Genomic DNA, 23212 nt, shown 5'->3' on the forward strand with positions numbered 1-23212 from the left:
AGGCCCTATCGGGCGGTGGCGGTCGCCAGGATGCGGTCCAGCACCTCGAAATCGATGGGCTTCTGCAGGTGGTGGTCGAACAGGCCAGGCGCCGCGGCGTCGCCGGCGTCTTCCTTGCCGTAGCCGGACACGGCCACCAGCAGCAGGGACTTGCCGGCGGCCCCGGCGCGCATGCGCCGCGCCAACTCGGCGCCGGAGAAATCGGGCAGGACCAAGTCGACCAGCGCCGCATCGAAAGGGGTGGCGGCGGCGGCGTCCATCGCGTCCTGCGCGCAGTAGCTGCATTGCACCTCGTGGTCCTGCAGCGTCAGCAGTTCGCGCAGCAGGTCGGCTGCGGCCCTGTTGTCGTCGACGATGAGCACGTTCACGGGAAGCTCCCCCAAAAGCAGGCAAATCAGTATGGGCAGCCGCCCTGCGGCGCTGCGTAGGAAAAGGCGCCGTCCGGCTACGGCGCGACGCCTGCAGGTTGTCCGTTACGGGGGGAATGCAGGCGAAAACTGATTGCGTGCAACCGGGTCGCCCAGAAACGAAACCGGCCAGCCACTCGGTGGCCTACCCCGGGCGCCCCGTCTCAACGATGTCTTGATTGCCCGGTTTGAGGGCCCGCACCTCCTGAATCCGTGAGTGCAGGCCAGGAAGATCGCGGTGGATCGTCTTCCAGACGATTTCAAAGTCCACCTTGAAGTAGCCGTGGGCAACGGCGTTGCGCATCTCGTAGGCGAAAGACAGCGGCAATTCAGGGTGGGCAGTCGCGAACTCGGGGTAGTGCTTCCAGATGTTGTTGCTGGCCTCGCCGATGATCTCGAAGTTGCGGAGTACAGCGTCCTGCACCAACTGGTTGTTCAGGAACGCCACCTGATCCATGTCATTGCTGATCGCGGGTCATACCGGACAAGCCTCCGCGAGCACCTTGGCCCGGAAGTTGTCGGGCAAGGCATTGGGCGTCAGCACGTCCACCTGCACGCCCAGCAGCTTGCCCAGCTCATGGCGGATAGCGCCGATGTCGAACAGCGTTGTCTCAGGTGTCGGGTCAATGAGGATGTCGAGGTCACTGCTGTCCGTGTCCTGGCCATGCAACACGGAACCGAACACCCGAGCGTTGCAGGCGCGATGAGACTCGACCACATGCCGAATCGCGGCACGATTCGAGGCCAAGGCTTCAGAAGGCTTCATGCGTTCTCCGACAATAAGATCTTCATCGTATCTCTATCTCGTCAGGTGCCGAAAAGCAAACTCAGGTCCCGCGCGCCGCCTCGACCGTCCCGCTGACCTCGCCCAGCCCGATGCGCACCGCGCCTTCGCGCTCGCACCAGCCGCGCAGGATCAGCGTGTCGCCGTCCTCCAGGAAGCTGCGGCGCTCGCCGTTGGGCAGCACGACAGGCTGTTTGCCGCTGCCTGTCAGCTCCATCAGCGAACCCGCCTCGTCGGCGTTGGGACCGGACAGCGTGCCCGACCCCAGCAGATCGCCGGGTTGCAGGTTGCATCCATTGACGGTGTGGTGCGCGACCAGTTGCGCCGGCGTCCAGTAGGCCGCGCGCGTGGTGTTGGTGCCCGACAGGCGCACAGGCGCCTCGCCGGCCTCTCCCATCTTCGCGGTCTGCAGCAGCACCTCGAGCGTGATCGACAGGGCGCCCTGGGCACGGTTGGCGGACGAGTCGAGGTACGGCAGCGGCTGCGGATCGCCGGACGCTCGCTCGAACGCCGCACGAAAGGGCGCCAGCGCCTCCATCGTCACCATCCAGGGCGACAGGGTGCTGGCGAAATTCTTCGAGAGGAACGGGCCGAGCGGCTGGTATTCCCAGCCCTGGATGTCGCGCGCGGACCAGTCGTTGAACAGCGCGACGCCGAACAGGTGCGACTCGGCGCGATCCATGTCGATCGGTTCGCCCTGTGCGTTGCCCTGGCCGATGAACCATCCGAGTTCCAATTCGTAGTCGAGCCGCTTGGAGGGCCCGAGGCTCGGGACCTCGGCGTCGGGCGCCTTGGTCTGGCCGCGCGGCCGCTTGAAGCTGCTGCCGCTGACGCCGATCGAGGAGGAGCGGCCGTGATAGCCGATCGGCACCCATTTGTAGTTGGGCAGCAGCGGGTTGTCGGGGCGGAACTGCTTGCCGATCGTGGTGGCGTGGTGGACGCTCGTGTAGAAATCGGTGTAGTCGCCGATGCGGCAAGGCACCGTCATCTCGACGGCCGACTGGGCCAGCAGCACTTTGGCCCACTCGGCCGCCTGCGCGCTGCCCTCGGCCAGGCCGGCGGAGATGGCGGCACGCAAGGCCTGGCGCTCGGCGGGGGCCTTGGCCATCAACACGTTCATGTCCTCGGTGTGGATGAGGCCGGTGGCCTTCAGGTCCAGCACCTGGTCGCCGATCGCGACCCCGATGCGGAAGGCCTCGGCGCTGCCGGCCGGACGGAAGCGGCCGAAGGGCAGGTTCTGGATCGGGAAATCGCAACCGGCCTGGTTGGCCGATGCGACCCAGCTGCGCAGCTGGGGGTCGTGGGTGGCGTTCGATGTGGTCATGGCTTGAACTTGTCCTGGAGGCCGGCCCAGCAGTCGGCGTAGTCGTTGTCGAGCGCCGGGCTCTGCAGGGCCCAGGCGGTGGGAATGAAGCGGTAACGGCTCTCGAACATGAAGGCCAGCGTGTTGTCCAGCTTCTGCGGCTTGAGGTCCGCGCCGCTGGCCTTCTCGAAGGCCTCCTCGTCCGGGCCGTGCGGCACCATCGCGTTGTGCAGGCTGGCGCCGCCGGGCTTGAAGCCGCCGGGCTTGGCGTCGTACTCGCCGTAGACCAGGCCCATGAACTCACTCATGAGGTTGCGGTGGTACCAGGGCGGACGGAAGGTGTCCTCCATCACCAGCCAGCGCGGCGGGAAGATCACGAAGTCGCAGTTGGCGGTGCCGGGCGTGTCGGAGGGCGAGGTCAGCACGGTGAAGATCGACGGATCCGGGTGGTCGAAGCTGATCGAACCGATGGTCATGAAGTGGGCCGTGTCGTACTTCACCGGCGCCAGGTTGCCGTGCCAGGCGACCACGTTGAAGGGCGACTGCTTCATGGGCGCGCGCCACAGGCGGCCGGAAGATTTCTTGACCAGCTCGTAGCCGCCGGTCTCGGTCTCGAAGGCAGCCACGGGGGCCTGGAAGTCGCGCGCGTTGGCCAGGCCGTTGGAGCCGATCGGGCCCAGCTCGGGCAGGCGGAACTGGGCGCCGTAGTTCTCGCAGACGTAGCCGCGCGAAGGACCCGCGCCGGCTTCCGAGTCCGGCAGCGCGACCTTGAACACCACGCCGCGCGGCAGCAGCGCGATCTCGCCGGGCTTGACCTCGAGCACGCCCATCTCGGTGGTGATGACCAGCCGGCCCTGCTGCGGCACGACCAGCAGCTCGCCGTCGGCATTGACGAAGGCGCGGCGCGCCATCGACTTGCTCGCGAGATAGACGTGGGCGGCCAGGCCGCACTGCGCCTCGGCATCGCCGTTGGCGGCCAGGGTGTGCATGCCGTCGACGAAGTCGGCCTCGGCGCCGCTGAAGGGCAAGGGGTGCCAGCGCATCGGCTCGGGCGCCAGCGCGATGCTGCGGTCGGCCCCGGTCTGCCAGGCGGGCTGCGCATAGGCCTCGTAGCGGCCCGAGACCACCGAGGGCTGGCGCCGGTACATCCAGCTGCGCCGGTTCTCGTGGCGCGGCGCGGTGAAGGCGGTGCCCGAGATCAGCTCGGGGTAGAGGTCGAAGGGCGCGCGCTGCGGGCTGTTGCGGCCCTGCGGCAGGGCGCCGGGGACGGCCTCGGTGGCGTATTCGTTGCCGAAGCCGCTCTGGTAGCGCAATGCGTCGGTGCTGCTCATGAGCTTCCTTTTCTGGATCCGGCGTCTTCAATCGACGCGGATGTTGTTGGCCTTGATGAGGCGCCCCCAGCGCTCGCGCTCGGCCTTCACATAGCTTGCCATGTCGGCCGGCGAGCCGGGAAGGCCTTCCACGCCGAGCGCGTCGAAGCGCGCCTTGACCGCGGGCGAGGCCAGCGCCTCCTGCAGCGCCTTGGCATAGCGTGCCACCGTGGCGTCGGGCGTGCCGGAGGGCACGGTGAGGCCCTGCCAGGCATAGGCCTCGTAGCCGGCCAGGCCCTGCTCCATCAGCGTGGGCACGTTGGGCAGCGAGGCGATGCGCTTCGCGCTGGCCACGCCGATGGCCTTGACCTTGCCCGCCTGCACGAACTGGTTGCCGCTGGCCGTGTCGACCAGCATGAAGGGCACCTGCCCGCCCAGCACGTCCTGCATGGCCGGCGCCGCGCCGCGGTAGGCCACGTGGGTGAGCTTGAGCTCGGCCTTCTCGCGCAGCAGCTCGGTCGCCAGGTGGTGCGGGCTGCCGACGCCGGCCGAGCCGTAGTTGACGCCGCCCGGCTGCGCCTTGGCCCAGGCCACGAACTCCTTCCAGTTGCTCGCCGGCACCTGCGGGCCGACCACCAGCACGAGCGGGAAGCGGGCCAGCAGGCCGACCGGCTTGAGGTTCTTCTCGGCGTCGTAGCTCAGCTTGGTAAAGAGAAAGGGGTTGGCCGCCAGCGTCGCGAAGTCGGCGGTCAGCAGGGTGTGCTCGACGTCCTTGGCGCGCACCGCGTACTCGGCCGCGATGTTGGTGGCCGCGCCCGGCTTGTTGTTGATGACGATGGGCGCGCCCAGGCTCTTGCTCATGGTCTCGGCGGTGGCGCGCGCCACCGAGTCGGAGCCGCCGCCGGCGGCATAGCCGACCACCCATTCGATGGGCTTGCCGTCCTGGGCGGCGGCAACGAGGCTGGCGGCGGCCAGCGCGAGGCCGGCGAGGGTGGAACGAATCATGGTGTCTCCGGTGGATCTGGATGGATGGAATCAGCTGCCGCGCGCTGCGTCGAGGGCTTCGCGCAGCACCGGCATGGCGCCGATGTGGTTGGCCAGCAGCAGCACCAGGCGTGCGTTGAAGGCATGGCTCTCGTCGGTGGAAAGGCCCTGGTGCGCCTCGATCAGCGCTTCGTAGAAGTCGTCCGGCGCATCGAGGTGGGAGTCGGTGATCAGGTGGTGCGTTGTCGCTTGCGGCACGGCGCTTCTCCTTCAGGCTTTGGCAAGGGCACGCGCCAGCGCGGCGCGGATGGCGGACGGCGCCGGGGCGCGCCAGCGGGCGCAGACGTGCTGGTCCGGCCGCAGCAGGTAGACGGTGCCGGGCTGCGCGTCGTAGCGTTGCGCGGCCAGCGCATTCGCCTCGGCGAGCGGCACGCGCAGCACACGCAGCGCGTCGTCGGCCTCGGCAATGGCGCGGGCGCTGCTTTCCGCCGCTTCGCCTTCGCCGAACACCAGCGCGGTGAAGGCGTTGCCGCCGAGCTCGCGCAGCAGCCAGCCGCTGCGTCCGCCGGCCAGGGCGAGCGGCGCGTCCGCGGCCACGGCGCCGGGCACCATGCGGCCGCCGAAGGCATCCGCATCGGGCGTGTTGAGCGGCGAGCCGTGCAGCGTGGCCGGCACCGAGAGCCGGCCGCTGTTCACCAGCGTGCGTGCGAAGCCGTGGCGCTTGGCCAGCGCCAGCACCGCGTCGCGGAACAGCCGGCTCACCTCGCTCTTGGGCGTGATGAAGTCGGTGGCGCGGGTCGAGTTGCGGATGTTCTCGTCGGCCGCGTACTCGCGCTCGGTGGCGTAGCTGTCGAGCAGCGCGTCCGGCGCGTCGGCGCGCAGCACGGCCGCCAGCTTCCACGCCAGGTTCTCGGCGTCCTGCACGCCCGAGTTGGCGCCCCGTGCGCCGAAGGGCGAGACGCCGTGCGCCGAGTCGCCGGCGAACAGCACGCGGCCATGCCGGAAGCGGTCCATGCGCAGGCAGGCGAAGGTGTAGACGCTGGCCCATTCGAGCTCGAACTGCACGTCCTCGCCGAGCAGCGCCTTGACGCGCGGGACGATGTTCTCGGGCTTTTTCTCTTCCTCCGGGTCGGCGTCCCAGCCGAGCTGGAAGTCGATGCGCCAGACGTTGTCGGGCTGCATGTGCAGCAGCACGCTCTGGTTGCGGTGGAACTCCGGGTCGAACCAGAACCAGCGCTCCGCCGGCCGGGCGAGCTTCATCTTGACGTCGGCGATCAGGAAGCGGTCCTTGAAGATGCGGCCCTTGCTCTCCTGGCCGATGAGCTGACGCACGCTGGAGCGGGAGCCGTCGCAGGCCGCCACGTAGCCGGCCGCGAGGCGGTAGCTGCCGTCCGGCGTCTCGATGCTCAGGAGTGCGTGGTCCTCGTGCTGCTCGACGCCGACCACCTTGTTGTTCCAGCGGATGTCGATCAGCGGCAGGGCGGCGGCGCGCTCGGCCAGGTAGCCCTCGACGTAGTACTGCTGCAGGTTGATGAAGGCCGGCCGCTCGTGGCCCTGCTCGGGCAGCAGGTCGAATTCGTAGATCTGCTCGTCGCGGAAGAAGACGCGGCCCACGTTCCATGACACGCCCTTGTCGACCATGCGGTCGCCGCAGCCGAGCCGGTCGAAGACTTCGAGCGAACGCTTGGCGAAGCAGATCGCGCGCGAGCCGGTCGAAAGGCGGTTGTCGTTGTCGAGCAGGACCACGGGGATCTGCTGCTGGGCGAGGTCGATGGCGAGTGCGAGGCCGACGGGGCCGGCGCCGACCACGACCACCGGGTGGCGCACCGGGGTGGCGGCGGCCTGGTCGGCATGGCGGACGTAGTCGAAGGTGAGCTTCTGGTAGTCGAGCGGTTCCCCGCGGACCGACGCGAGGTCGTTCAGCTTCATGCTGGTCTCCGGGTTCTGTGGGGGCTCAGCCTTCGAGCGTCTTCCACATCTCGACGTCGCGCTCGGCGGTCCAGATGCGCGGATCGGCATGCTTCGTGACCTCGTCGTAGCAGCGCGTCACGTCGAAGGGCATGCAGTGGTCGAAGATCACCCAGTGCCCGTACTTGGGCTTGAGCGCGGCGAAGGTGTCCTTGTAGACCGCGTTCAGGTCCTTGCCCGCAGCGACGCCCTTCTGCACGCTGGCGTACACATCGGCGATGAAGTCGCGCGTTTCCGTCAGGCCCTTGGCCACGTCCTCGGGCGTGGTCAGCGCGGCGCCGCGGCCGGGCACCAGCGCCTTGGGCTGCAGCGCGGCGAGGTTGTCCAGCGTCTTGGGCCAGTCCTTGAAGTAGGCGTCGCCGGCATAGGGCGTGGCGCCGAACTCGACCAGGTCGCCCGACAGCAGCGCGCGCTCCTGCGGGAGCCACACGACGGTGTCGCCCTTGGTGTGGCCGCGCCCGAGCTGCAGCAGCTGCACTTCGAGCTTGCCCAGCCACAGTGTCATCTTGCCGGTGAAGGTCATGGTCGGCCAGGTCATGCCGGGCGGCACCGTTTCGACGCCTGCGAACAGGCGCGGGAAGCGGCCGATCTCGCTGGCCTTGTCCTGCTCGCCGCGCTCGACGATGAGGTCATACGTGTCCTGGCTCGCGAGGATGTGCTCGGCCCCGTAGGCGCTGGCGCCGAGCACGCGCACGGCGTGGTAGTGGGTGAGCACCACGTACTTGATGGGCTTGTCGGTCACCTCGCGGATGCGGCGGATCACGTCCTGCGCCATCGCGGGCGTGGCCTGCGTGTCGGCCACCAGCACGGCGTCGTCGCCGATGACGATGCCGGTGTTGGGGTCGCCCTCGGCCGTGTAGGCCCAGGCGTGCTCGGAAATCTGGCTGAAAGTGACCTTCTTTTCTTCGAGGTCGGCTTGGCTGGCGAATACCTTGGTCTGGCTCATCGGGGGTCTCCTGGAAAAAATTCGTCTAAACCGAATTAATTTGCTCTGAACGAATGACGCGGAGTGTAGTGGGCGATTCGGATCATGTCTAATGCTTTCTGCATTAACGAACGCGGGAACAGGGTCATGGCCACGGACGACAGCAGCAGCGACCGCGCGCAGCGCGGCATCCAGAGCATCGAGGTGGGCGGCCAACTGCTGCGTGCCCTGGTGCACCACGGCCGGCCGATGGCGTTGAAGGACCTCGCGCGCGAGGCCGAGATGTCGCCCGCCAAGGCGCATCCCTACCTGGTCAGCTTCAGCCGGCTGGGGCTGATCGAGCAGGACCGTTCCAGCGGCCACTATCTGCTCGGTCCGCTCGCCTTGCAACTGGGGCTGATCAGCCTGCAGCAGGCCGACCCGGTGCACGTCGCCACGCCGCTGGTGGCGGCATTGGTCGAGGAGATCGGCCATACCACCGCCATTGCCGTGTGGGGCGACCGCGGCGCCACCATCGTGCGGGTGGCCGAGTCGCCGGCCGCGCTGCACATGAGCATGCGGCACGGCACGGTGTTCTCGCTGACCAGCACCGCCTCGGGCCGGCTGTTCGGCGCCTACCTGCCGCCCGAGGAGGTCAAGCGCATGCTGGAGAAAGAGCGGCGGCGCGAAAAGAGCAGCATCGCCGAGCCCGCGCGCCACGTGGGCATGCCGCCGGCGCCCCCGCTGCCGGACTGGAAGAGCTTCGAGGCGCAGCTGCATGCGGTGCGCGAGCACGGCATGAGCCGCTCCGATGGCGAGATCGTGCCGGGCGTGAGCGCGATGTCGGCGCCGGTCTTCGACCACACGGGCGCGATCGCGCTGGCGATCACGTCGATCGGCACCACGGCGATCTTCGATGCGAGCTGGGAGGGCCCGGTCGCGCAGGCGCTGAAGCGCTGCGCCGGCGAGGTCTCGCAGCGGCTGGGCGCGGCCCGGCGCTGAGGCCAGGCGCTGGACCCCAGCGCGCCGGGCCGCCTCGGACCTCCCGCACTCGCGCTAGATTCCGGCTGTCCGCCTGCCACCCCGCCGAGGTCCCCGTGCCCCACGAAACTGCTCTTTCCCTCAAGCATCCGGCCGCGCTGCGCTACTTCTACGAGGTCGCCAAGGCCGGATCGTTTCGGCAGGCGGCGGAGCACACGCACATCGCGGTGTCGGCCATCAACCGCCACGTCAAGCACCTCGAAGACCAGGTCGGCATCCTGCTGTTCGAGCGGGGACGCGGGCGCAGCGGCCTTCGGCTCACCGCGGCGGGCGAGATCTTCCTGCACCACGTCAAGCGCGCGATGAGCGAGCTCGCGGCCGCCAGCAGCGAGCTCGATGCACTGCGGGGGCTGCACCGCGGAACCGTCAACTTCGGCGTCAACGAAGGCATCTGGCGCGAGCTGCTGCCCCACCTGCTGCTGGGCTTCAAGAAGGCGCATCCGGACATCGACTACCGCATCACGGTCGGCAACTCGAGCCGCCTGGTCGAGCTGGTGCAGGAGGACGAGATCGACTTCGCACTGGCCTTCAATCCGCAGCTGAATGCAGGGCTGGAGGTGCTGGTCAAGCGCAACGTCGAAAGCGGCGTGATGGTGCCGCGCACGCATCCGCTGGCGAAGCGGAAGTCCATCCGCTTGAGCGAGTGCGCGGCCTACGACCTGGTGATGCCCGACGCCTCGCTCGCGCTGCGCGCCACGCTGGACCAGATGTTCGCGCGCGCCGGCATCAAGCCGCGCGTCGTGCTCACGACCAACTCCTACGAGATCATGCGCAGCGCGACGGAGGCCGGCGTCGGCATCGCGATCCTGACGCAGCACCTGTTCCACCACGCGCATGCGCGGCGCGGCGCCGCCTTCGTGCCGATCCGGGAAGCGCTCATCGGTCCGCAGGTGCTGGCGTGCTGTGCGCGCAAGGGACGGCACCTCTCCGGCGCGGCGCTGGCGATGATCGCGCAGATGGAAAGCGCACTGAAGGACGAGGCCGGCCCTTGATGGTTTGTGTTCTCGCTGCGAGAACACAAATCGAACTATTCGGCAATTGCTGGAGGCATTGAGCGTCTATAGATTCGTGCCCTGAAAGGACGAATCCATGTTCAAAGCCATCGTGCTCCAGCGGCACGGCTCCGAGTTCGACGCGTCGGTGCGCGAACTCGACGACGCCGAGCTTCCCGACTTCGACGTGCGTCTGCGCGTCGAGTATTCATCGCTCAACTACAAGGACGCGCTCGCGATCGCCGACCGGGCGCCGGTGGTGCGCCGCTGGCCGATGGTGCCGGGCATCGACGGCGCGGGGGTCGTGGAGCACAGCTCGCATCCGCACGTGAAAGCCGGCGACCGCGTGATCCTCAACGGCTGGGGCGCCGGCGAGACGCATTGGGGCTGCCTCGCCGGGCGTGCGGCGCTGAAGGGGGAGTGGCTGGTGCCGCTGCCGGCCAGCCTGGATGCCCGCACCGCGATGGCCATCGGCACCGCGGGCTACACCGCCATGCTGTGCGTGCAGGCGCTGCAGCGCGCGGGCGTGCGGCCGGACGACGGCGAGATTCTCGTCACCGGCGCCGCGGGTGGCGTGGGCAATGTCGCGATCAGCCTGCTGGCGGGGCGCGGCTTTCGCGTCGTCGCGTCGACGGGCCGCGCCTCCGAAGCGGACTACCTGAAGCGCATCGGCGCGGCCGAGGTGATCGATCGCGCAACGCTGTCGGCGCCCGGAAAGCCGCTCGGCAAGGAGCGCTGGGCCGGCGTGGTCGACTCGGTCGGCAGCCACACGCTGGTGAACGCCTGCGCCACGACGCGCTACGGCGGCGTGGTGACGGCTTGCGGCCTGGCGCAGGGCATGGACCTGCCCGGCAGCGTCGCGCCCTTCATCCTGCGCGGCGTGACCCTGATCGGCATCGATTCGGTGATGGCGCCGCGCGAAGCCAGGCTCGCCGCCTGGCAGCAGCTCGCGGAGGAACTCGAACGCGAGCGCGTCGAGGCGATCTCCCGCGAAGTGACGCTCGACGAAGCGATCGGGCTTGCGCCGGCGCTGCTGGCGGGCCAGGTGCGAGGCCGCACGGTGGTGCGGGTGGAGGGATGAAGGCGATGCGCGATCTCACGCCCCTGATGCGGCCTGCGTCGGTCGCCGTGCTCGGCGCCTCGGAGCGGCCCGAGTCCCTGGGCAACCGGGTCATGAAGAACCTGGTGGCCACCGGCTACCGCGGGCGCATCTTTCCGGTTCATCCGACGGCACTGGAAGTCGAAGGACTGCGCTGCTTCTCCGGCCTGCGCGGCCTGCCGGAAGTGCCCGACTGCGTCGCGGTCGCGCTGTCCGCCGACAAGGTGATCGACGCACTCGAGGAAGCAGCGGCCTGCGGCGTTCGCGCCGCCGTGGTGTTCGCCAGCGGCTTCGCGGAAACCGGCGAAGCCGGCGCCGGGCTGCAGGCGCGGCTCGCGGTGCTGTGCGAGCGCACCGGCCTGCTCGTGTGCGGCCCCAACTGCCTGGGCCTGAGCAACGTGCAGGGAGGCGTCGCGCTGTACAGCGCGCCGCTGCCGCAACCGCCGCTGGCCGGCGGCGTTGCGGTGGCATCGCATTCGGGCTCGGCCTGCGTCGCGCTCTCCAGCACGGGCCGGCTGGGCCTGAGCCATGTGGTCTCGGTGGGCAATGCCACCGTGCTCGACGTGGACGACTACCTCGACTTCTTTGCCGCGGACCCCGGAACGCGCGTGGCGGCGATGTTCATGGAATCGGTGCGGCATCCCGCACGCTTCGCGGCCGCGGCGCAGCGCATGCGCGCGGCAGGAAAGCCGGTCGTCGTGCTGAAGGTCGGCCGCTCTTCGGCCGGCGCCGCGGCGTCCGCGGCGCACACGGGCTCGCTGGCGGGCTCGCATGCGGCTGCCGTCGATTTCTTCCGGCGCGCGGGCGTGGTGCTGGTGGACGACATGGACACGCTGATCGAGACCTGCGCCCTCATGGCCCAGGCCACGAAGCGGCCGGCCGGCGATGGCGTGGCCGTCATCAACATCAGCGGCGGCGAAGTCGCGCTCACCTGCGACCTGGGGCAGGAGGCGGGCCTGAGCTTTGCGCCGCTCGGCAGTGCGACGCTCGCGCGCCTGCGCGAGTGCCTGCCCTCCTATGCCACGCCCGGGAATCCGCTCGATGCCACAGGCACCTCGATCGGCAACCCGGACATGTACGCGCAGGCGATGCGCATCCTGCTCGACGACCCCGGCGTGGCGATGCTGGCGGTGTCGCAGGACTGCCCGCCGGGCCTGAGCCCGCTGGCGGCGCACAACTACGGAAGGCTGGCACGCGCGGCGGCGGAGCTCTCGCGCGATGCGCAGAAGCCCATCGTCTTCTACAGCAACGTGGCGGGGGGCTTTCATCCGACGACGGTCGCGCCGCTGGCGGGCACCGACGTCGCCGCCTTGCAAGGCGGGCGCGCCGCGCTCGCGGCGATCCGCCACTTCGTCGAATGGCATTCGCACACGCCCGCCGCGGCCGCTGCGCCCGCGCCCTTCGATGCCGACCCGGTGTGGCGCCGGCGCCTGGCGAGCGGCCAGCCCCTGTCCGAGTACGAGGCCAAGCGCTTCCTCGGCGACCACGGCATTCGCGTCACCCGCGAGGCGCGGGCCGGCGATGCGCTGCAGGCCGCGCACGAGGCGGCCGCGATCGGCTTTCCGGTGGCCATGAAGATCGATTCGCCCGACATCGTCCACAAGACCGAAGCCGGCGGCGTGCATCTCGGGCTCGCGACCGAAGCGGCGGTGCGCGCTGCCTTCGAGGCGATGACGGCGACGGTGCGGCAACGCGCGCCCGGCGTGCGCATCGACGGCGTTCTGATCCAGGAGATGGTGACGGGCGGCGTCGAGATGATCGCGGGCCTGTCGCACCAGGCACCGTTCGGCCATGCGGTGGTCGTGGGCAGCGGCGGCGTGTTCGTCGAGCTGGTTCGCGACAGCAGCCTGATGCTGGTGCCGGTCGACGCCGCCAGCGCACGCACGCTGGTCGACCGGACACGGGCGGCGAAGCTGCTCGATGGCTTTCGCGGTGCGCCGCCGGCCGATCGCGCGGCCTTCGAAGCGCTCGTCGCCCGACTGTCGGCGATCGGCGAGCTGTATGGCGACTGCATTGAAGCCGTCGATCTCAACCCGGTCGCGGTCCTTCCATCGGGCGCATGCGTGCTCGATGCATGGATTGGCCTTCGCAACCCCTCTCGCGTTCAGCAAACTCCAGGAGCACACCCATGAAATACCAGAACATCCAACTGAGCATCGACCGATGGATCGCGACGCTCACGCTCGACCGGCCGGACAAGATGAACGCGCTCGACGATGCCATCCTGATCGAGATGCAGCATGCGCTCGACAGACTGGAGGCCGATGAATCCGTGCGCGCGCTGATCATCACCGGCGCCGGCCGCGCCTTCAGCGCCGGTTTCGACCTGAGCCCGCGCGAGCAGCCTTTCAGGACCGTCAAGGACTGGCGCGACCACGCCAAGCTCGGCAACGACACCTGGGAGCGGATCTGGCGCTCGCGTCTGCCCGTCATCGCGGCGGTCAACGGCTTCTGCCTGGGCGGCGGCTGCGAACTGTCGATGGTGTGCGACATCACGCTCGCGGCGGATGGCGCGGAGTTCGGCGAGCCGGAGATCCAGTTCCAGTCGGCGCCGCCGCTGGCCGTGATGCCCTGGGTCCTGGGCATGAAGAAGACCAAGGAACTGTTGCTCACCGGCGACCGCGTGAATGCGCAGGAGGCGGTGCGCATCGGCCTGGCCAACCGCGTGGTGCCCGCCGCGGAGCTGATGGCCGAGGCGCACCGGCTCGCGATGCGCTTCGCGATGATCGCGCCGCCTGCCATGCAGATGAACAAGCAATGCATCAACCGGGCCTACGACCTGCGCGGCTACCAGTCGACGATGGACTACGGCGCCGAGATGTTCGCACTGGTCCACATGTCCGAGTCGCAGGAAGGACGCGAATTCTTCGAGGTGGCCGCGAAGGATGGCCTGAAGGCCGCCTTCAAGTGGCGCGACGCCCGCTTTGCCTGAAAGGCCTTGCCATGCGAATCCTTGCTGCCCTTGGCATTTGCGCAACCCTTTGCTTCGCGACCTCGGGCGCTTCGGCCCAGGCGCCTGCATGGCCTGAGAAGGCCGTCCGGATCGTCGTGCCCTATACGCCCGGCCCCGGCCCGACCGATTCGGTGGCGCGCATGGTCGCCGAGAACCTGCAGCGCAGGCTCGGCCAGCCCTTCATCGTGGAGAACCGGCCCGGCGCGAGCGGCAACATCAGCACGGAGTACGTGATCGCCGCGCCGGCGGATGGCGCCACGGTGCTGGTCGGCGCCGCCGGGCCGATCGCCGTCAACCCGAGCCTCTTCAAGTCGCTGCCCTTCGATGCGGAGAAGGATCTGGCTCCGCTCGCCTACATCGGCGAGGAGATGTTCGCGCTCGTCGTGCATCCGTCGGTGAACGCGCGTTCCCTGCAGGAGCTTCTGGCGCGCATCAAGGAAAAGCCCGGGACCTTCAGCTTCAGCTCGGGCGGCAACGGCGCGGGCACGCACCTCGCCGGTGAGCGCTTCCGCATGGCGGCGGGCGTGGATCTTCTGCACGTCCCCTACAAGGGCGGAATTCCGGCGCTGAACGATGTGGTGGCGGGCGTGGTGCCGATGACCTTCACCTTCGTGCAGAACGCGGCGAACATGGCCAAGGCAGGGAAGCTGAATGTCATCGCGGTCACCGGCGCGCAGCGCAGCCCGCTGCTGCCGGACGTGCCCACGCTGGCCGAGGCAGGCCTGAAGGGCGCCGAGTTCACGTCCTGGTACGGCTTCATAGTGTCCGGCAAGACGCCGGCTGCGCTCGCCGAGAAGATGCGACAGGCCTTCTATGCGGCGCTTCGCGAGCCGGAGATCCGGAGGAAGGTCGAGGAGCAGGGCTTGCGGCCGAAGGAGATGGATGCGGCGGAGTTCAAGTCGTTCGTGCACAAGGAGACGCGGCGCATGTCGGAGATCGTGCGCACGGCCAACATCACGATCGAGTGAATCGCGGCGATCAGCCCTTGTCGGCCCCGGCGGGTTGCGACTTCGCGGCAGCGCGCGCGGCCTTCAGGGCGCGGGCGCGTTCCAGGCTCTCGGCCGGCCAGTGCTCCGCGCTGCGGTAGTACTCGGGCACCGCGGGCACGCCGGGCGGCAGTTGGACCCAGGGTTGCCTGGACATCGTGAAGATGTGGATGTCGGGCGGCAGGTGGTCCGGCATGTCGAGGGTGCCGACGCGCACGAAGCACACGGCGTCGCCGGCGCCCGCGTAGTGGCTCCACAGCGCAACCCGGCAGTGCGGGCAGCGCGCGATCTTCTGGCCCTTGCCGCTGAGCGAAGGCGTGAGCACCAGTTCGACCTCGCCTTGCAGCAGCTGCAAGCGGTCCGCTTCGATCATCGCGTTGAGGGCGAAGGCGCTGCCGGTTTCGCGCTGGCACCAGCGGCAATGGCAGCAGTGGACGAACAGCGGGCGGGTGCTCATGCGGTAGCGCACGGAGCGGCAGGTGCAGCCGCCTTCGAGCGGGAAGGGATCGGTCGTCATGGTGCGCCGTACTGTGGCGCGGCCGCGGACGAAAGGCAAATGGCGGCTTCGCGCCGCCGCCGCGCCCGGAGCCGCGAGTCGGCCCCGAGCCGGGCCGGACTTACTTGGAGCGACCGTCGAAATGCTGCACCGGCACCGATTCGAGGTCGATGCCCTCGAGGCACCGGATGTTGATGGCCGCCATCTTGTTGCCCTTGGGGTCGGTGCCCTCGCCGAAAGGGTGGATGCCGCAGACCGGGCAGAAGCGGTGCGAGATCACGTGCTTGTTGAACAAGTAGGTGCTCATGTCTTCGGGCGGGGTCTTGAGCTCGAGCTTGTCGTGGGGCACGAACCACAGCAGGGAACCCTTGCGCTGGCACATGGAGCAGTTGCATGCCATGGCGCCCTGGATCTCGCCCTCGACCTCGAAGGCGATCCGGCCGCAGTGGCAGCTGCCTTGGTGTTTCATCGTTGCCTCCAAAAGAAGATGTGCGGACCGCGGAGTATGCGCAACGCGCGGCGCACCGCCTGTAGGCCGCCGGCCTCAAACCATGAAACCGATGTTCTTCGGATAGTTGATCCCGTTGACGTTCCCGCCGAAGTTCCTGAGGTTCGGCAGGATGTTCTCCAGGTCGCCCGCCGGCACACCGAACCAGCTCGCCAGCGTGGCGCCGTACTGGTCGACCGAGGTGGAAGGAATCAGCCGCCCCTGCCCCACATGCCCGTCGTAGCCGGCCAGCTTCGAGTCGTTGTTGATGCTGACCACCTGCGGCGTGCCGTAGATCTGCTTGCCTTTCACCGCGCCGCCGACGACGAAGTGATGGCCGCCCCAGCCATGGTCGGAGCCGTCGCCGTTCGAGGCCAGCGTGCGGCCGAAGTCGGAGGCAGTGAAGGCGGTGACCTTGTCGCCCATGCCCTGCACGACCATCTCGCGGTAGAAGGCCGTCATGCCATCGCTCAGCTGCTTCATCAGGCCGGGCTGGTTGGCGATCAGGTTGTCGTGCAGGTCGAAGCCGCCCATGGAGACGAAGAACACCTGGCGCTTGGTGCCGAGCGTTGCGCGGCCGCGGATCAGGCGGGCCACCATGGCGAGCTGCCTGCCCAGGCCGGTATCGGGAAAGGTGGTGGCGGGGTACGCGCCGAAGGCATATGCCCCGCCGATGGCCGAGGTGATGGCGCCTTCGGCGTCCACCGCGCGCTTGGTGACCTTGTTGTATTCGTTCTCCAGCGCATGACCGCGCGCCTGCTGCACCAGCTGCGCCATCGCCGCCTTGACGGAGCTCGAGCCGTACACGTTGCCGCCCGTCACGCTGCCGATCTTGACCGCGCCGCCGGTGCTGACCTGGTATTGCAGGGCCGTGTCGCCCGACAGGAACACCGCATTGCCCGAGACCGACATGCAGGTGAACAGCGAGTTGCTGTTCTGCGTGAGCACGAGGTCGCCGATGTTGCCTCCCCAGCCCACGGTCGAGCCCTCGGGCGATGACGACTGCCAGGTCGACTGCTGGTCGTTGTGCGAGAACAGCTTCGGCGGCACCGGATAAAGCTTCTTGTTGCCGCTGTTGTACTGGGCGCGCGTGAGCGGCACCACCAGCGGGCCGACGTTGAGCTGCACCGCCATCTTGGCATCGGTGTTGAAGAGCCCCGCCAGCGCGGTCATGGACGGGTGCAGCGCGTACTGCCGCCCGTCGGCCAGGGCCGTGCTCGGGCTGAGCAGGGTCGGCGCGAGATCGGCCTTGGCCAGCGCGACGCCGCCAGCGGTCTGGCCGGCGCCGCCGCCGCGGATGGCGCTGTAGGCGTTGTAGCTGGGGTCGTCGTAGGTGACGACGGTGTTGGCGTAGTCGTTGCCGCCGAACAGGAAGACGCACACCAGCGCCTTGTAGTCGTCGCCGGGGGCGGCCTGCGCGGCCGCCTCGCCGATGGCGGCGAGGTTGAGCGCGAAGGGCAGCGCGCTGCCGGCCATGGCGAGTTGCCCGGAGCGGCGCAGAAAGGCGCGGCGGGTGTGGGCCTTCGGATCGATCAGGTGCATCGCGCTTTCCTTACTTCTGGATCAGGTAGCCCGGCGCGGCCATCACCATGAGCACCGCGGCGTAGACCCGATTGTTCTTGAGGGTGTCGCTGCTGGCCGCGGTGACGGCCGGGGTGGCCAGGGCGTTGTTGATCAGCGCCAGCGTGTCGGCGTCGAGCTGGTTGGCCGCCATCAGCAGGTTAAGGCGGCGCACCAGCGCGGCCGGGTCGAGCACCAGCGCCTTCTCGGCGGCGTAGCTCGCGATCACGTCCTTGCTGTTGAAGCCGTTGGGCACCACGTTCTGCATGAAGTTGAGGTAGCCGCCCACGCTGGTCTCGTTGACCAGCTGGAACTCGGGCGCGACCAGCTTGGCGCTCGCCATCGCGCTGGACGGCGGCACATAGCCGGGGCGGAAGAAGTTGAAGACCGAGGGCGAGCGCAGCGGGCTCTGGCCCAGCGAGCTGGCCGCGTCGGAGCGGTTGCCGATCTTCCAGGTGCCGGCCACCGAGCTGGCGCCGAAGGTGCGCCCCCACTGCACCAGCCGCAGCATCGGCTCGCGCAGGTGGCCGAAGTTCGGGTCGGCGAGACCCGCGGGGCTGCGCGCCTCGTTGTCCAGCAGCACTGCGGCGAACACGCTCTTCATGTCGCCGCGCACGCCGGCGCCGTTGTCGGCGAAGACGTCGGACACGCGCTTCACGTAGGCGGTGCTCGGGTTGCTGGTGACCAGGCGCTGGATCAGCTGCCGGCCGATGAAGGGGCCGACGTTGGGATGGTTGAACAGCGTGTCCAGCGCGGTCTTGAGGGCGGCCTTGCCCTCGGTGTTGGCGGGCACGGTGGTGCCGAGGAACTTGGCCTCCAGCATCGAGTGGCGCGAGGCGGTGAGGGCCATCGGGCGCGTGGTCCAGGCATTGCTCTCGATGGTGAAGCTCTGGCCCGGCGGCGTGAAGGCGCTGCGCTCGGCCGAGGGAATGTCGAGGTCGTAGCCGGTGAACACGCGCGCCAGGTTGGTGACGTCGTCCTGCGTGTAGCTCTCCAGCGGCGCGCCGTCGGCGCCGAGCCGGACCGAGCCGTCGGCGTTGAGCTGGTACAGGCCGATGCTCATGAGCTGCATGACCTCGCGGGCGTAGTTCTCGTCCGGCTGGCGGCCCTGGGCGTTCTCCTTCTGGTTGCCCTTGGTGTTGAGGTAGTAGCCCATCGCCGGGTTGAGCGACACGTTCTCCAACAGCTGGCGGAAGTTGCCGGTGACGCCGGCGACCAGCATGTCCCAGTACTGGGCGAACATGTGGGCGGTCCAGTTGGAGCTGATGTCGTTGGCCGAGACCACGAAGATCTCCGACAGCGCGAGCGCCATGCGCTTGCGCGCGCCGTCGGCCGAGGTCATGAGCTGGCTCCAGATCATGTCGTCGCTGTTGACGGTGTCGTAGGGCTTGCCGGCGACCCAGGCCCACCCGGTCTCGGTGGGCGTCCGGTCCATCTGCGCGCCGAGCCAGGGCAGGTAGCCCTGGGCACGCACGGCGGCGATCTCGGCCTCAGAGGCGGAGAACTGCGCCTGCAGCAGGAAGCGCGCGGCCTCGTCGTCGGTCTTGGCCTGGGTGTAGACGTAGGTCTGCGCGCTCGGCGTGCTGGCCAGCGGTGTCAGGCTGCCGGCCTGGATGGTTGTCGCCGCTGCCGCTTGCCGGAACCGGCGAAGACGCCTCCGCCACCGCCACCACCACCGCCGCCACCACAGGCTGCGAGGCGCGGCCGCGGCGGCCAGTGAAACCGCCAGCGGCAGGGGGTTGCGCGGCGCAGCCTCGGGGCCGTCCGCGTGCGTTTCCGGGCGCGCGCAACGGCACGTCGGTCGCTTCGACGCGACCGGTCGCAATGTCTTCCACCATGTGTTCCTCGCTCCTCGGCGCTGTGACGCCGTGCCCTTCGAGGCAAGTGCCATGCCGGCCCCCAACCGGCCGCGCAGGAGCTTAAAGGCAGAAGCAAGGACAACAATTGTTCTGAAATGTGACTTTTTCTGTCATCAGGACACAATTGTTTCTCGGCGGCGCCGAGGAAGGTCGTCTCAGTTCTTCGCTTGCTCGAGACCGTCGCGAGTACGAATGGCCTCATGCCGGGCGGCCTGGGCGAAGTCTTCGCCGGCCGACGCGTAACAAATGGCGCGCGAGGAATTGACCACGATTGGCGCATCGGCGCGCCAGCCCGCGCGCACGGTGGCGACCGCATCGCCGCCCTGGGCGCCGACGCCGGGGATCAGGAGCGGCACGGTCGGCGCCAGCGCGCGCACCCGCTCGATCTCGGCCGGATAGGTGGCGCCGACCACCAGGCCCAGCTGGCCGTTCAGGTTCCAGGGCCCCTGGACCAGCTTCGCGATGTGTTCGTACAGGAAAGGCTGGCCCTCCACGCCGGCGAGACGCTGGGCCTGCAGGTCGTCGCCGCCGGGATTGCTGGTGCGGCACAGCAGGAAGGCGCCCTTGCCCTCGTGGCGCAGGTAGGGCTCGACCGAATCGAAGCCCATGAAGGGCGAGAGCGTGACCGCATCGGCGCCATAGCGCTCGAAGGCCTCGCGCGCGTACTGCTCGGCGGTGGAGCCGATGTCGCCGCGCTTGGCGTCGAGGATGACGGGCACCTGCGGCGCGTTGCGGCGCATGTGCTCCATGAGCTTTTCGAGCTGGTCTTCGGCGCGGTGCGCGGCGAAGTAGGCGATCTGCGGCTTGAAGGCGATCACCAGGTCGGCCGTGGCATCGACGATGGCGGCGCAGAAGTCGTAGATCTTGCCGGCGTCGCCCTTCAGACGGGCGGGAAACTTGGCGGGTTCGGGGTCGAGGCCCACGCACAGCAGCGAGCCGTTGCGGCGCTCGGCGGCGCGCAGCTTGTCCAGGAAGATCATGGGGCGGAATTCTAGGCGCCCGCCCCTTCTTAGCCTTTAGCTCTTCAGCTCTGCGGCAACTGGGCGGCGGCCAGGCACAGGTCGACCCAGGCGCGCCCCTTGTCGGCCGGATTGCGCAGCAGGTAGGCCGGGTGGTACGTCACCACCACCGGCACGTCCTCCCAGCCCGGCACGGCGATGCGCGCCGGCTCGCCGCGCAGGCGGCCGAGGGGCTCGGTGCTTTGCAGCAGGCTCTGCGCGGCCAGCGGTCCCATGGCCAGGACCACCTGCGCGGCCGGCGCCGCTTCGGCAAAGGCGTCGGCGATGGGGCGCGGGCTGCCCGGCTGGCCCGAGGCCACGCCGCGGTGGGTGCGCATCAGGTGGACGGGCACGGCGCCGAGCTGCAACTGCAGCGCGCGCAGCATGGCCTCGAACAGGCGGCCGGCCTCGCCGGCGAAGGGTTCGCCATGGCGGCCATCGAGCTCGGGCGGCATGTCGGCGACGATGAGCCAGCCGCTCCCCGCCGCCGCTTCGGAGCCGTAGAGAAGGCGCGGCGCGTCGATCAGCACGCTCGCACCGGAGGGGACGGCCGAGGGGCGGGCTGCGATCGGTGGCGCGGACACCGGTGCCGGCGCAGCGGCAGCTTGCTCGGGCGCGGTGCGGGGCGAAGGCGCGTCCGCCGCCACCGGCGCCGCGGCGGGCGCCGCGGCAGACACCGCAGCCGGCCAGAAGAGCTTGATGCCCATCTCGTCGAGCATCGCGCGTTGCCGCGCGTCCAGGTTCAGCGTGCCTTCCATGTCTTTACTTCAAGGTGCCCCAGGCGCTGGTCGATTCATTCAGCCGCAGGCTCATCACCACCGCGTCCTCGCGTGCGTTGCCCTCGGCCGGGTAGTAGCCCTTGCGCACGCCCACACGGCGGAAGCCCTGGCGCTCGTAGATGGCCATCGCCCGCAGGTTGCTGGCCCGCACCTCGAGCCAGAGCCACTGGGCGTTCTGGCCGCGCGACCAGCCGGAGAGCGCTTCCAGCATCAGCGGCGCCCAGCCCTGGCCCTGGAAGGCCGGGGCCACGGTGATGTTGAGCAGGTGCACCTCGTCGACGCCCTTCATGGCGACGAAATAGCCGATCAGCGTCTCGCCGCCGATCTGAGCCGCCGGCCGGCCCCAGAGCGCGCGCGGCCGCCGCGACGGCGCCGGGTCGCCGGACGGCAGGGCCGGGGCCACCAGGCATTGGCAGTGGTAGCCGGCGACCAGCGAATCGCTGAAGTTGGCCGGCGTCCAGGGATGGGTGTAGGCGCTGCGTTCGATGGTGCACACGGCCGCGATCCGCTCGACCGTGATCGGTTCGAGGCGGGCTTCACGCGGCTGCAGGACTGCACTCATGAGGACTGTGGGGCTTGCGCCGCCTTGAAGGCGGCGCGCTCTTGCGTGGTTTGTGCGACTTTATCGCGAACATACAACGGCCACGCCTGCGCCGGCGCAACCGCCCGTCCGGCAGCAAGCAATTCGGGGGCCAGCCTCAGCATCGCCTCGGCGCCGGGCAGCGCCTCGTGGCGCGCCGCGGCGGCCGGCAGGCGCTCGCCGTAGGCAGAGAAGACGTTGCCGGCGAGCACCCAGCCCGGCGGTACGTACACCTGCTCGGGTGACATCAGCCGAGGCTCGGTATCGGGTTCGGCGGCCTGGGCGGGCTGGTTGAAGTCGTAGTGGGCGGCATAGAGCTCGTCCATGCGCGCATCGAGCAGCGCGACCACGCGCGTGGCGCCGAAGCGGTGGCGCGCTTCCTCGGCCACGGCATGCAAGGTGTCGACGGGCAGCAGCGGAACGCCGGCGCCGAAGCCCAGCCCCTGCGCGACCGAGCAGGCGGTGCGCAGGCCGGTGAAGGAGCCGGGCCCGCGGCCGAAGGCAATGGCGTCGAGCTCGGCCATGGCCAAGCCGGCTTCGGTCAGCAGGTCCTGGATCAGCGGGATGAGGCTGCTCGACGCTTGCGCGCCGCCGGGCCCGCTGCGCGAGAACACACGGTCGCCGCGACGCACCGCGACCGACAGCGCCTCGGTGCTAGTGTCGAAGGCAAGGAGCTTCGTTTCTGCCGACATTCCCATCACCCTCGCGCGACGGCGGCCGTCGCCACGCCGGCCGGGCGCATGCGTTGCACGCCGAACAGGATGCCCGCGGTGACAAGCAGCAGGCCAGCGATCAGGTTCCAGTGCATCGGCTCGCCCAGGAAGACGACCGCCCCCAGCGCCGACAGGCCCGGCACCAGCGCGGTGATCATGGTGGAGCGCACCGGTCCGAAGTACTGAATCATGCGGGTGAAGGTGATGCCCGAAATGACGACCGAGCCGACGCCCTGGAACAGCATCTGGAAGGCGATCTCGCCCAGCGGCGCACTGGCCAGCCGGCTCCCCGCCACGCCGAGCCCGGCCAGCAGCGCATAGGCCGGCACGTAGGCCAGGAAGGCGAACACGGTGATCGCGATGGTGGCGCGCACCGCCTCGAGCCCGTGGCGCCGCGCCGTCACGCTGTAGCAGGCCCAGCAGAAGGCGGCGCTCATGAACAGCAGGTCGCCTTTCCAGATCTGCCCGCCCTCGAAGGCGTGCAGCAGGCTGGCGCCGCCGACCAGCAGGTCGCCCAGCACGATCAGCGCGAGACCGCACACGCGGGCCGGCGTCAGGCGGTCGTGCAGCACCACGGCCGCGAGCACCGCCGTCCACAGCGGCAGGCTGCCGGGCATCAGCACCGAGGCATGGGTGGCCGGCGCATAGAAGAAGCCGCTGTAGGCGAGCAGGGCATAGGCGAGGCCGCCGAAGAGGCCGGCCACGACGGTGGCGCGCAGCGGGACCGGCGACAGGCCGAAGAGCGAGCCCTGCGCCGGATCGCTGCGGCGCGCCCGCGCCACCAGCCAGGCGCCCCAGGGCACCAGCACCAGGCTGGCGCCGCAGATGCGCGCGAAGGCAATGTCGAAGGGGGTCAGCGAGCGGCCGGCGGAGGCCCGCGCGATGACGATGAAGGCCGTCCAGACCAGGACGGTGACGATCGCCGCGCCGATGCCGAGGGTACGGGGGGAGAAACGGGGAGCGGCGGGCATCGCGCGATTATCCCGGGCCGGCCATGCACCGCGCTGCC

Annotated in this window: 24 protein-coding genes; 6 read left to right on the plus strand and 18 right to left on the minus strand. The window is 69.4% G+C overall.

The window, feature by feature from the left end; all coding sequences use genetic code 11:
* Positions 1-5: 5 nt before the first annotated feature.
* From GXN78_RS10545 to GXN78_RS10585, 9 genes are all read right to left on the minus strand, one after another.
* Positions 6-368 carry a response regulator gene (locus GXN78_RS10545; protein ID WP_181360602.1) on the minus strand — a complete coding sequence of 121 codons (363 nt, stop codon included), beginning with the start codon at positions 366-368 and terminating at the stop codon, positions 6-8.
* A 184-nt stretch (positions 369-552) separates the two neighbouring features.
* Positions 553-864, minus strand: a complete 312-nt coding sequence (locus tag GXN78_RS10550; RefSeq protein ID WP_106558478.1) for a HepT-like ribonuclease domain-containing protein — start codon at positions 862-864, stop codon at positions 553-555.
* A gap of 18 nt (positions 865-882) precedes the next feature.
* Positions 883-1173, minus strand: coding sequence for a nucleotidyltransferase family protein (locus GXN78_RS10555; protein ID WP_106558477.1), 291 nt, complete (start codon positions 1171-1173; stop codon positions 883-885).
* A gap of 61 nt (positions 1174-1234) precedes the next feature.
* Entirely contained in the window at positions 1235-2515 is a 1281-nt protein-coding gene (gene fahA / locus GXN78_RS10560; RefSeq protein WP_106558476.1) for a fumarylacetoacetase, read from the minus strand.
* Positions 2512-3825, minus strand: coding sequence for a homogentisate 1,2-dioxygenase (gene hmgA / locus GXN78_RS10565; RefSeq protein ID WP_106558475.1), 1314 nt, complete (start codon positions 3823-3825; stop codon positions 2512-2514). Before hmgA ends, fahA begins: the two co-directional genes overlap by 4 nt.
* Positions 3826-3852: 27 nt before the next feature.
* Entirely contained in the window at positions 3853-4809 is a 957-nt protein-coding gene (locus tag GXN78_RS10570) for a tripartite tricarboxylate transporter substrate binding protein (RefSeq protein WP_106558474.1), read from the minus strand.
* 30 nt (positions 4810-4839) lie between these two features.
* The gene (locus GXN78_RS10575) at positions 4840-5046 is read right to left on the minus strand and encodes a DUF2783 domain-containing protein (protein ID WP_106558473.1); all 207 of its coding nucleotides are present in this window, start codon (positions 5044-5046) and stop codon (positions 4840-4842) included.
* Between the two features lie 12 nt (positions 5047-5058).
* Entirely contained in the window at positions 5059-6717 is a 1659-nt protein-coding gene (locus GXN78_RS10580; RefSeq protein WP_106558472.1) for an FAD-dependent oxidoreductase, read from the minus strand.
* 25 nt (positions 6718-6742) lie between these two features.
* Positions 6743-7702, minus strand: a complete 960-nt coding sequence (locus GXN78_RS10585; RefSeq protein ID WP_164255410.1) for an MBL fold metallo-hydrolase — start codon at positions 7700-7702, stop codon at positions 6743-6745.
* A 126-nt stretch (positions 7703-7828) separates the two neighbouring features.
* Between GXN78_RS10585 and GXN78_RS10590 the strand changes: the two genes are divergently transcribed.
* The 6 genes from GXN78_RS10590 to GXN78_RS10615 all read left to right on the plus strand — a co-directional run bounded on the left by GXN78_RS10590 (position 7829) and on the right by GXN78_RS10615 (position 14713).
* Positions 7829-8662, plus strand: coding sequence for an IclR family transcriptional regulator (locus GXN78_RS10590; protein ID WP_106561105.1), 834 nt, complete (start codon positions 7829-7831; stop codon positions 8660-8662).
* Between the two features lie 95 nt (positions 8663-8757).
* Positions 8758-9693, plus strand: coding sequence for a LysR family transcriptional regulator (locus GXN78_RS10595; RefSeq protein WP_164255411.1), 936 nt, complete (start codon positions 8758-8760; stop codon positions 9691-9693).
* 97 nt (positions 9694-9790) lie between these two features.
* Complete coding sequence (locus GXN78_RS10600; protein ID WP_106561107.1) at positions 9791-10774, plus strand: MDR family oxidoreductase; 984 nt, start codon at positions 9791-9793, stop codon at positions 10772-10774.
* A 5-nt stretch (positions 10775-10779) separates the two neighbouring features.
* Positions 10780-12924: an acetate--CoA ligase gene (locus GXN78_RS10605; RefSeq protein WP_106561120.1), complete on the plus strand. Its 2145-nt coding sequence runs from the start codon at positions 10780-10782 to the stop codon at positions 12922-12924.
* A complete protein-coding gene (locus GXN78_RS10610; RefSeq protein WP_106561108.1) occupies positions 12921-13724 on the plus strand; it encodes an enoyl-CoA hydratase/isomerase family protein in 804 nt (267 codons plus the stop codon). Before GXN78_RS10605 ends, GXN78_RS10610 begins: the two co-directional genes overlap by 4 nt.
* Positions 13725-13840: 116 nt before the next feature.
* The gene (locus GXN78_RS10615; protein ID WP_164255412.1) at positions 13841-14713 is read left to right on the plus strand and encodes a tripartite tricarboxylate transporter substrate binding protein; all 873 of its coding nucleotides are present in this window, start codon (positions 13841-13843) and stop codon (positions 14711-14713) included.
* A 10-nt stretch (positions 14714-14723) separates the two neighbouring features.
* Here the strand turns inward: GXN78_RS10615 and GXN78_RS10620 are convergent, their stop codons facing one another.
* The 9 genes from GXN78_RS10620 to GXN78_RS10660 form a co-directional block, all read right to left on the minus strand.
* The gene (locus GXN78_RS10620) at positions 14724-15248 is read right to left on the minus strand and encodes a GFA family protein (protein WP_106561110.1); all 525 of its coding nucleotides are present in this window, start codon (positions 15246-15248) and stop codon (positions 14724-14726) included.
* A gap of 100 nt (positions 15249-15348) precedes the next feature.
* Positions 15349-15696: a GFA family protein gene (locus GXN78_RS10625; RefSeq protein ID WP_106561111.1), complete on the minus strand. Its 348-nt coding sequence runs from the start codon at positions 15694-15696 to the stop codon at positions 15349-15351.
* Between the two features lie 75 nt (positions 15697-15771).
* Positions 15772-17256, minus strand: a complete 1485-nt coding sequence (locus tag GXN78_RS10630; RefSeq protein ID WP_106561112.1) for a DUF1501 domain-containing protein — start codon at positions 17254-17256, stop codon at positions 15772-15774.
* 10 nt (positions 17257-17266) lie between these two features.
* Positions 17267-19099, minus strand: coding sequence for a DUF1800 family protein (locus GXN78_RS10635; RefSeq protein ID WP_239142663.1), 1833 nt, complete (start codon positions 19097-19099; stop codon positions 17267-17269).
* 189 nt (positions 19100-19288) lie between these two features.
* Complete coding sequence (gene pyrF, locus GXN78_RS10640; protein WP_106561114.1) at positions 19289-20113, minus strand: orotidine-5'-phosphate decarboxylase; 825 nt, start codon at positions 20111-20113, stop codon at positions 19289-19291.
* Between the two features lie 44 nt (positions 20114-20157).
* Entirely contained in the window at positions 20158-20889 is a 732-nt protein-coding gene (locus tag GXN78_RS10645) for a uracil-DNA glycosylase family protein (protein ID WP_106561115.1), read from the minus strand.
* 4 nt (positions 20890-20893) lie between these two features.
* Positions 20894-21472: a ribosomal protein S18-alanine N-acetyltransferase gene (gene rimI / locus GXN78_RS10650; RefSeq protein WP_106561116.1), complete on the minus strand. Its 579-nt coding sequence runs from the start codon at positions 21470-21472 to the stop codon at positions 20894-20896.
* Positions 21469-22182 carry a tRNA (adenosine(37)-N6)-threonylcarbamoyltransferase complex dimerization subunit type 1 TsaB gene (tsaB, locus tag GXN78_RS10655; RefSeq protein WP_239142664.1) on the minus strand — a complete coding sequence of 238 codons (714 nt, stop codon included), beginning with the start codon at positions 22180-22182 and terminating at the stop codon, positions 21469-21471. The genes rimI and tsaB overlap by 4 nt, the downstream gene beginning before the upstream one ends.
* Before the next feature lie 5 nt (positions 22183-22187).
* Positions 22188-23174 (minus strand): DMT family transporter, encoded by a 987-nt coding sequence (locus GXN78_RS10660; protein WP_106561118.1) that lies wholly within the window; start codon positions 23172-23174, stop codon positions 22188-22190.
* Positions 23175-23212 lie beyond the last annotated feature (38 nt).

The sequence above is a fragment of the Variovorax sp. WS11 genome, from assembly GCF_010499245.1.
In the GTDB taxonomy this organism is placed as follows: Bacteria; Pseudomonadota; Gammaproteobacteria; order Burkholderiales; family Burkholderiaceae_C; genus Variovorax.

What these genes read in the sequence shown, in the direction of transcription:
- GXN78_RS10550 (WP_106558478.1), bottom strand. Translation starts at nt 864, where the DNA reads ATGGATCAGGTGGCGTTCCTGAACAACCAGTTGGTGCAGGACGCTGTA.
- GXN78_RS10555 (WP_106558477.1), bottom strand. Translation starts at nt 1,173, where the DNA reads ATGAAGCCTTCTGAAGCCTTGGCCTCGAATCGTGCCGCGATTCGGCAT.
- fahA (WP_106558476.1), bottom strand. Translation starts at nt 2,515, where the DNA reads ATGACCACATCGAACGCCACCCACGACCCCCAGCTGCGCAGCTGGGTC.
- hmgA (WP_106558475.1), bottom strand. Translation starts at nt 3,825, where the DNA reads ATGAGCAGCACCGACGCATTGCGCTACCAGAGCGGCTTCGGCAACGAA.
- GXN78_RS10570 (WP_106558474.1), bottom strand. Translation starts at nt 4,809, where the DNA reads ATGATTCGTTCCACCCTCGCCGGCCTCGCGCTGGCCGCCGCCAGCCTC.
- GXN78_RS10580 (WP_106558472.1), bottom strand. Translation starts at nt 6,717, where the DNA reads ATGAAGCTGAACGACCTCGCGTCGGTCCGCGGGGAACCGCTCGACTAC.
- GXN78_RS10585 (WP_164255410.1), bottom strand. Translation starts at nt 7,702, where the DNA reads ATGAGCCAGACCAAGGTATTCGCCAGCCAAGCCGACCTCGAAGAAAAG.
- GXN78_RS10590 (WP_106561105.1), top strand. Translation starts at nt 7,829, where the DNA reads ATGGCCACGGACGACAGCAGCAGCGACCGCGCGCAGCGCGGCATCCAG.
- GXN78_RS10600 (WP_106561107.1), top strand. Translation starts at nt 9,791, where the DNA reads ATGTTCAAAGCCATCGTGCTCCAGCGGCACGGCTCCGAGTTCGACGCG.
- GXN78_RS10605 (WP_106561120.1), top strand. Translation starts at nt 10,780, where the DNA reads ATGCGCGATCTCACGCCCCTGATGCGGCCTGCGTCGGTCGCCGTGCTC.
- GXN78_RS10610 (WP_106561108.1), top strand. Translation starts at nt 12,921, where the DNA reads ATGAAATACCAGAACATCCAACTGAGCATCGACCGATGGATCGCGACG.
- GXN78_RS10620 (WP_106561110.1), bottom strand. Translation starts at nt 15,248, where the DNA reads ATGACGACCGATCCCTTCCCGCTCGAAGGCGGCTGCACCTGCCGCTCC.
- GXN78_RS10625 (WP_106561111.1), bottom strand. Translation starts at nt 15,696, where the DNA reads ATGAAACACCAAGGCAGCTGCCACTGCGGCCGGATCGCCTTCGAGGTC.
- GXN78_RS10630 (WP_106561112.1), bottom strand. Translation starts at nt 17,256, where the DNA reads ATGCACCTGATCGATCCGAAGGCCCACACCCGCCGCGCCTTTCTGCGC.
- pyrF (WP_106561114.1), bottom strand. Translation starts at nt 20,113, where the DNA reads ATGATCTTCCTGGACAAGCTGCGCGCCGCCGAGCGCCGCAACGGCTCG.
- GXN78_RS10645 (WP_106561115.1), bottom strand. Translation starts at nt 20,889, where the DNA reads ATGGAAGGCACGCTGAACCTGGACGCGCGGCAACGCGCGATGCTCGAC.
- rimI (WP_106561116.1), bottom strand. Translation starts at nt 21,472, where the DNA reads ATGAGTGCAGTCCTGCAGCCGCGTGAAGCCCGCCTCGAACCGATCACG.
- tsaB (WP_239142664.1), bottom strand. Translation starts at nt 22,182, where the DNA reads ATGTCGGCAGAAACGAAGCTCCTTGCCTTCGACACTAGCACCGAGGCG.
- GXN78_RS10660 (WP_106561118.1), bottom strand. Translation starts at nt 23,174, where the DNA reads ATGCCCGCCGCTCCCCGTTTCTCCCCCCGTACCCTCGGCATCGGCGCG.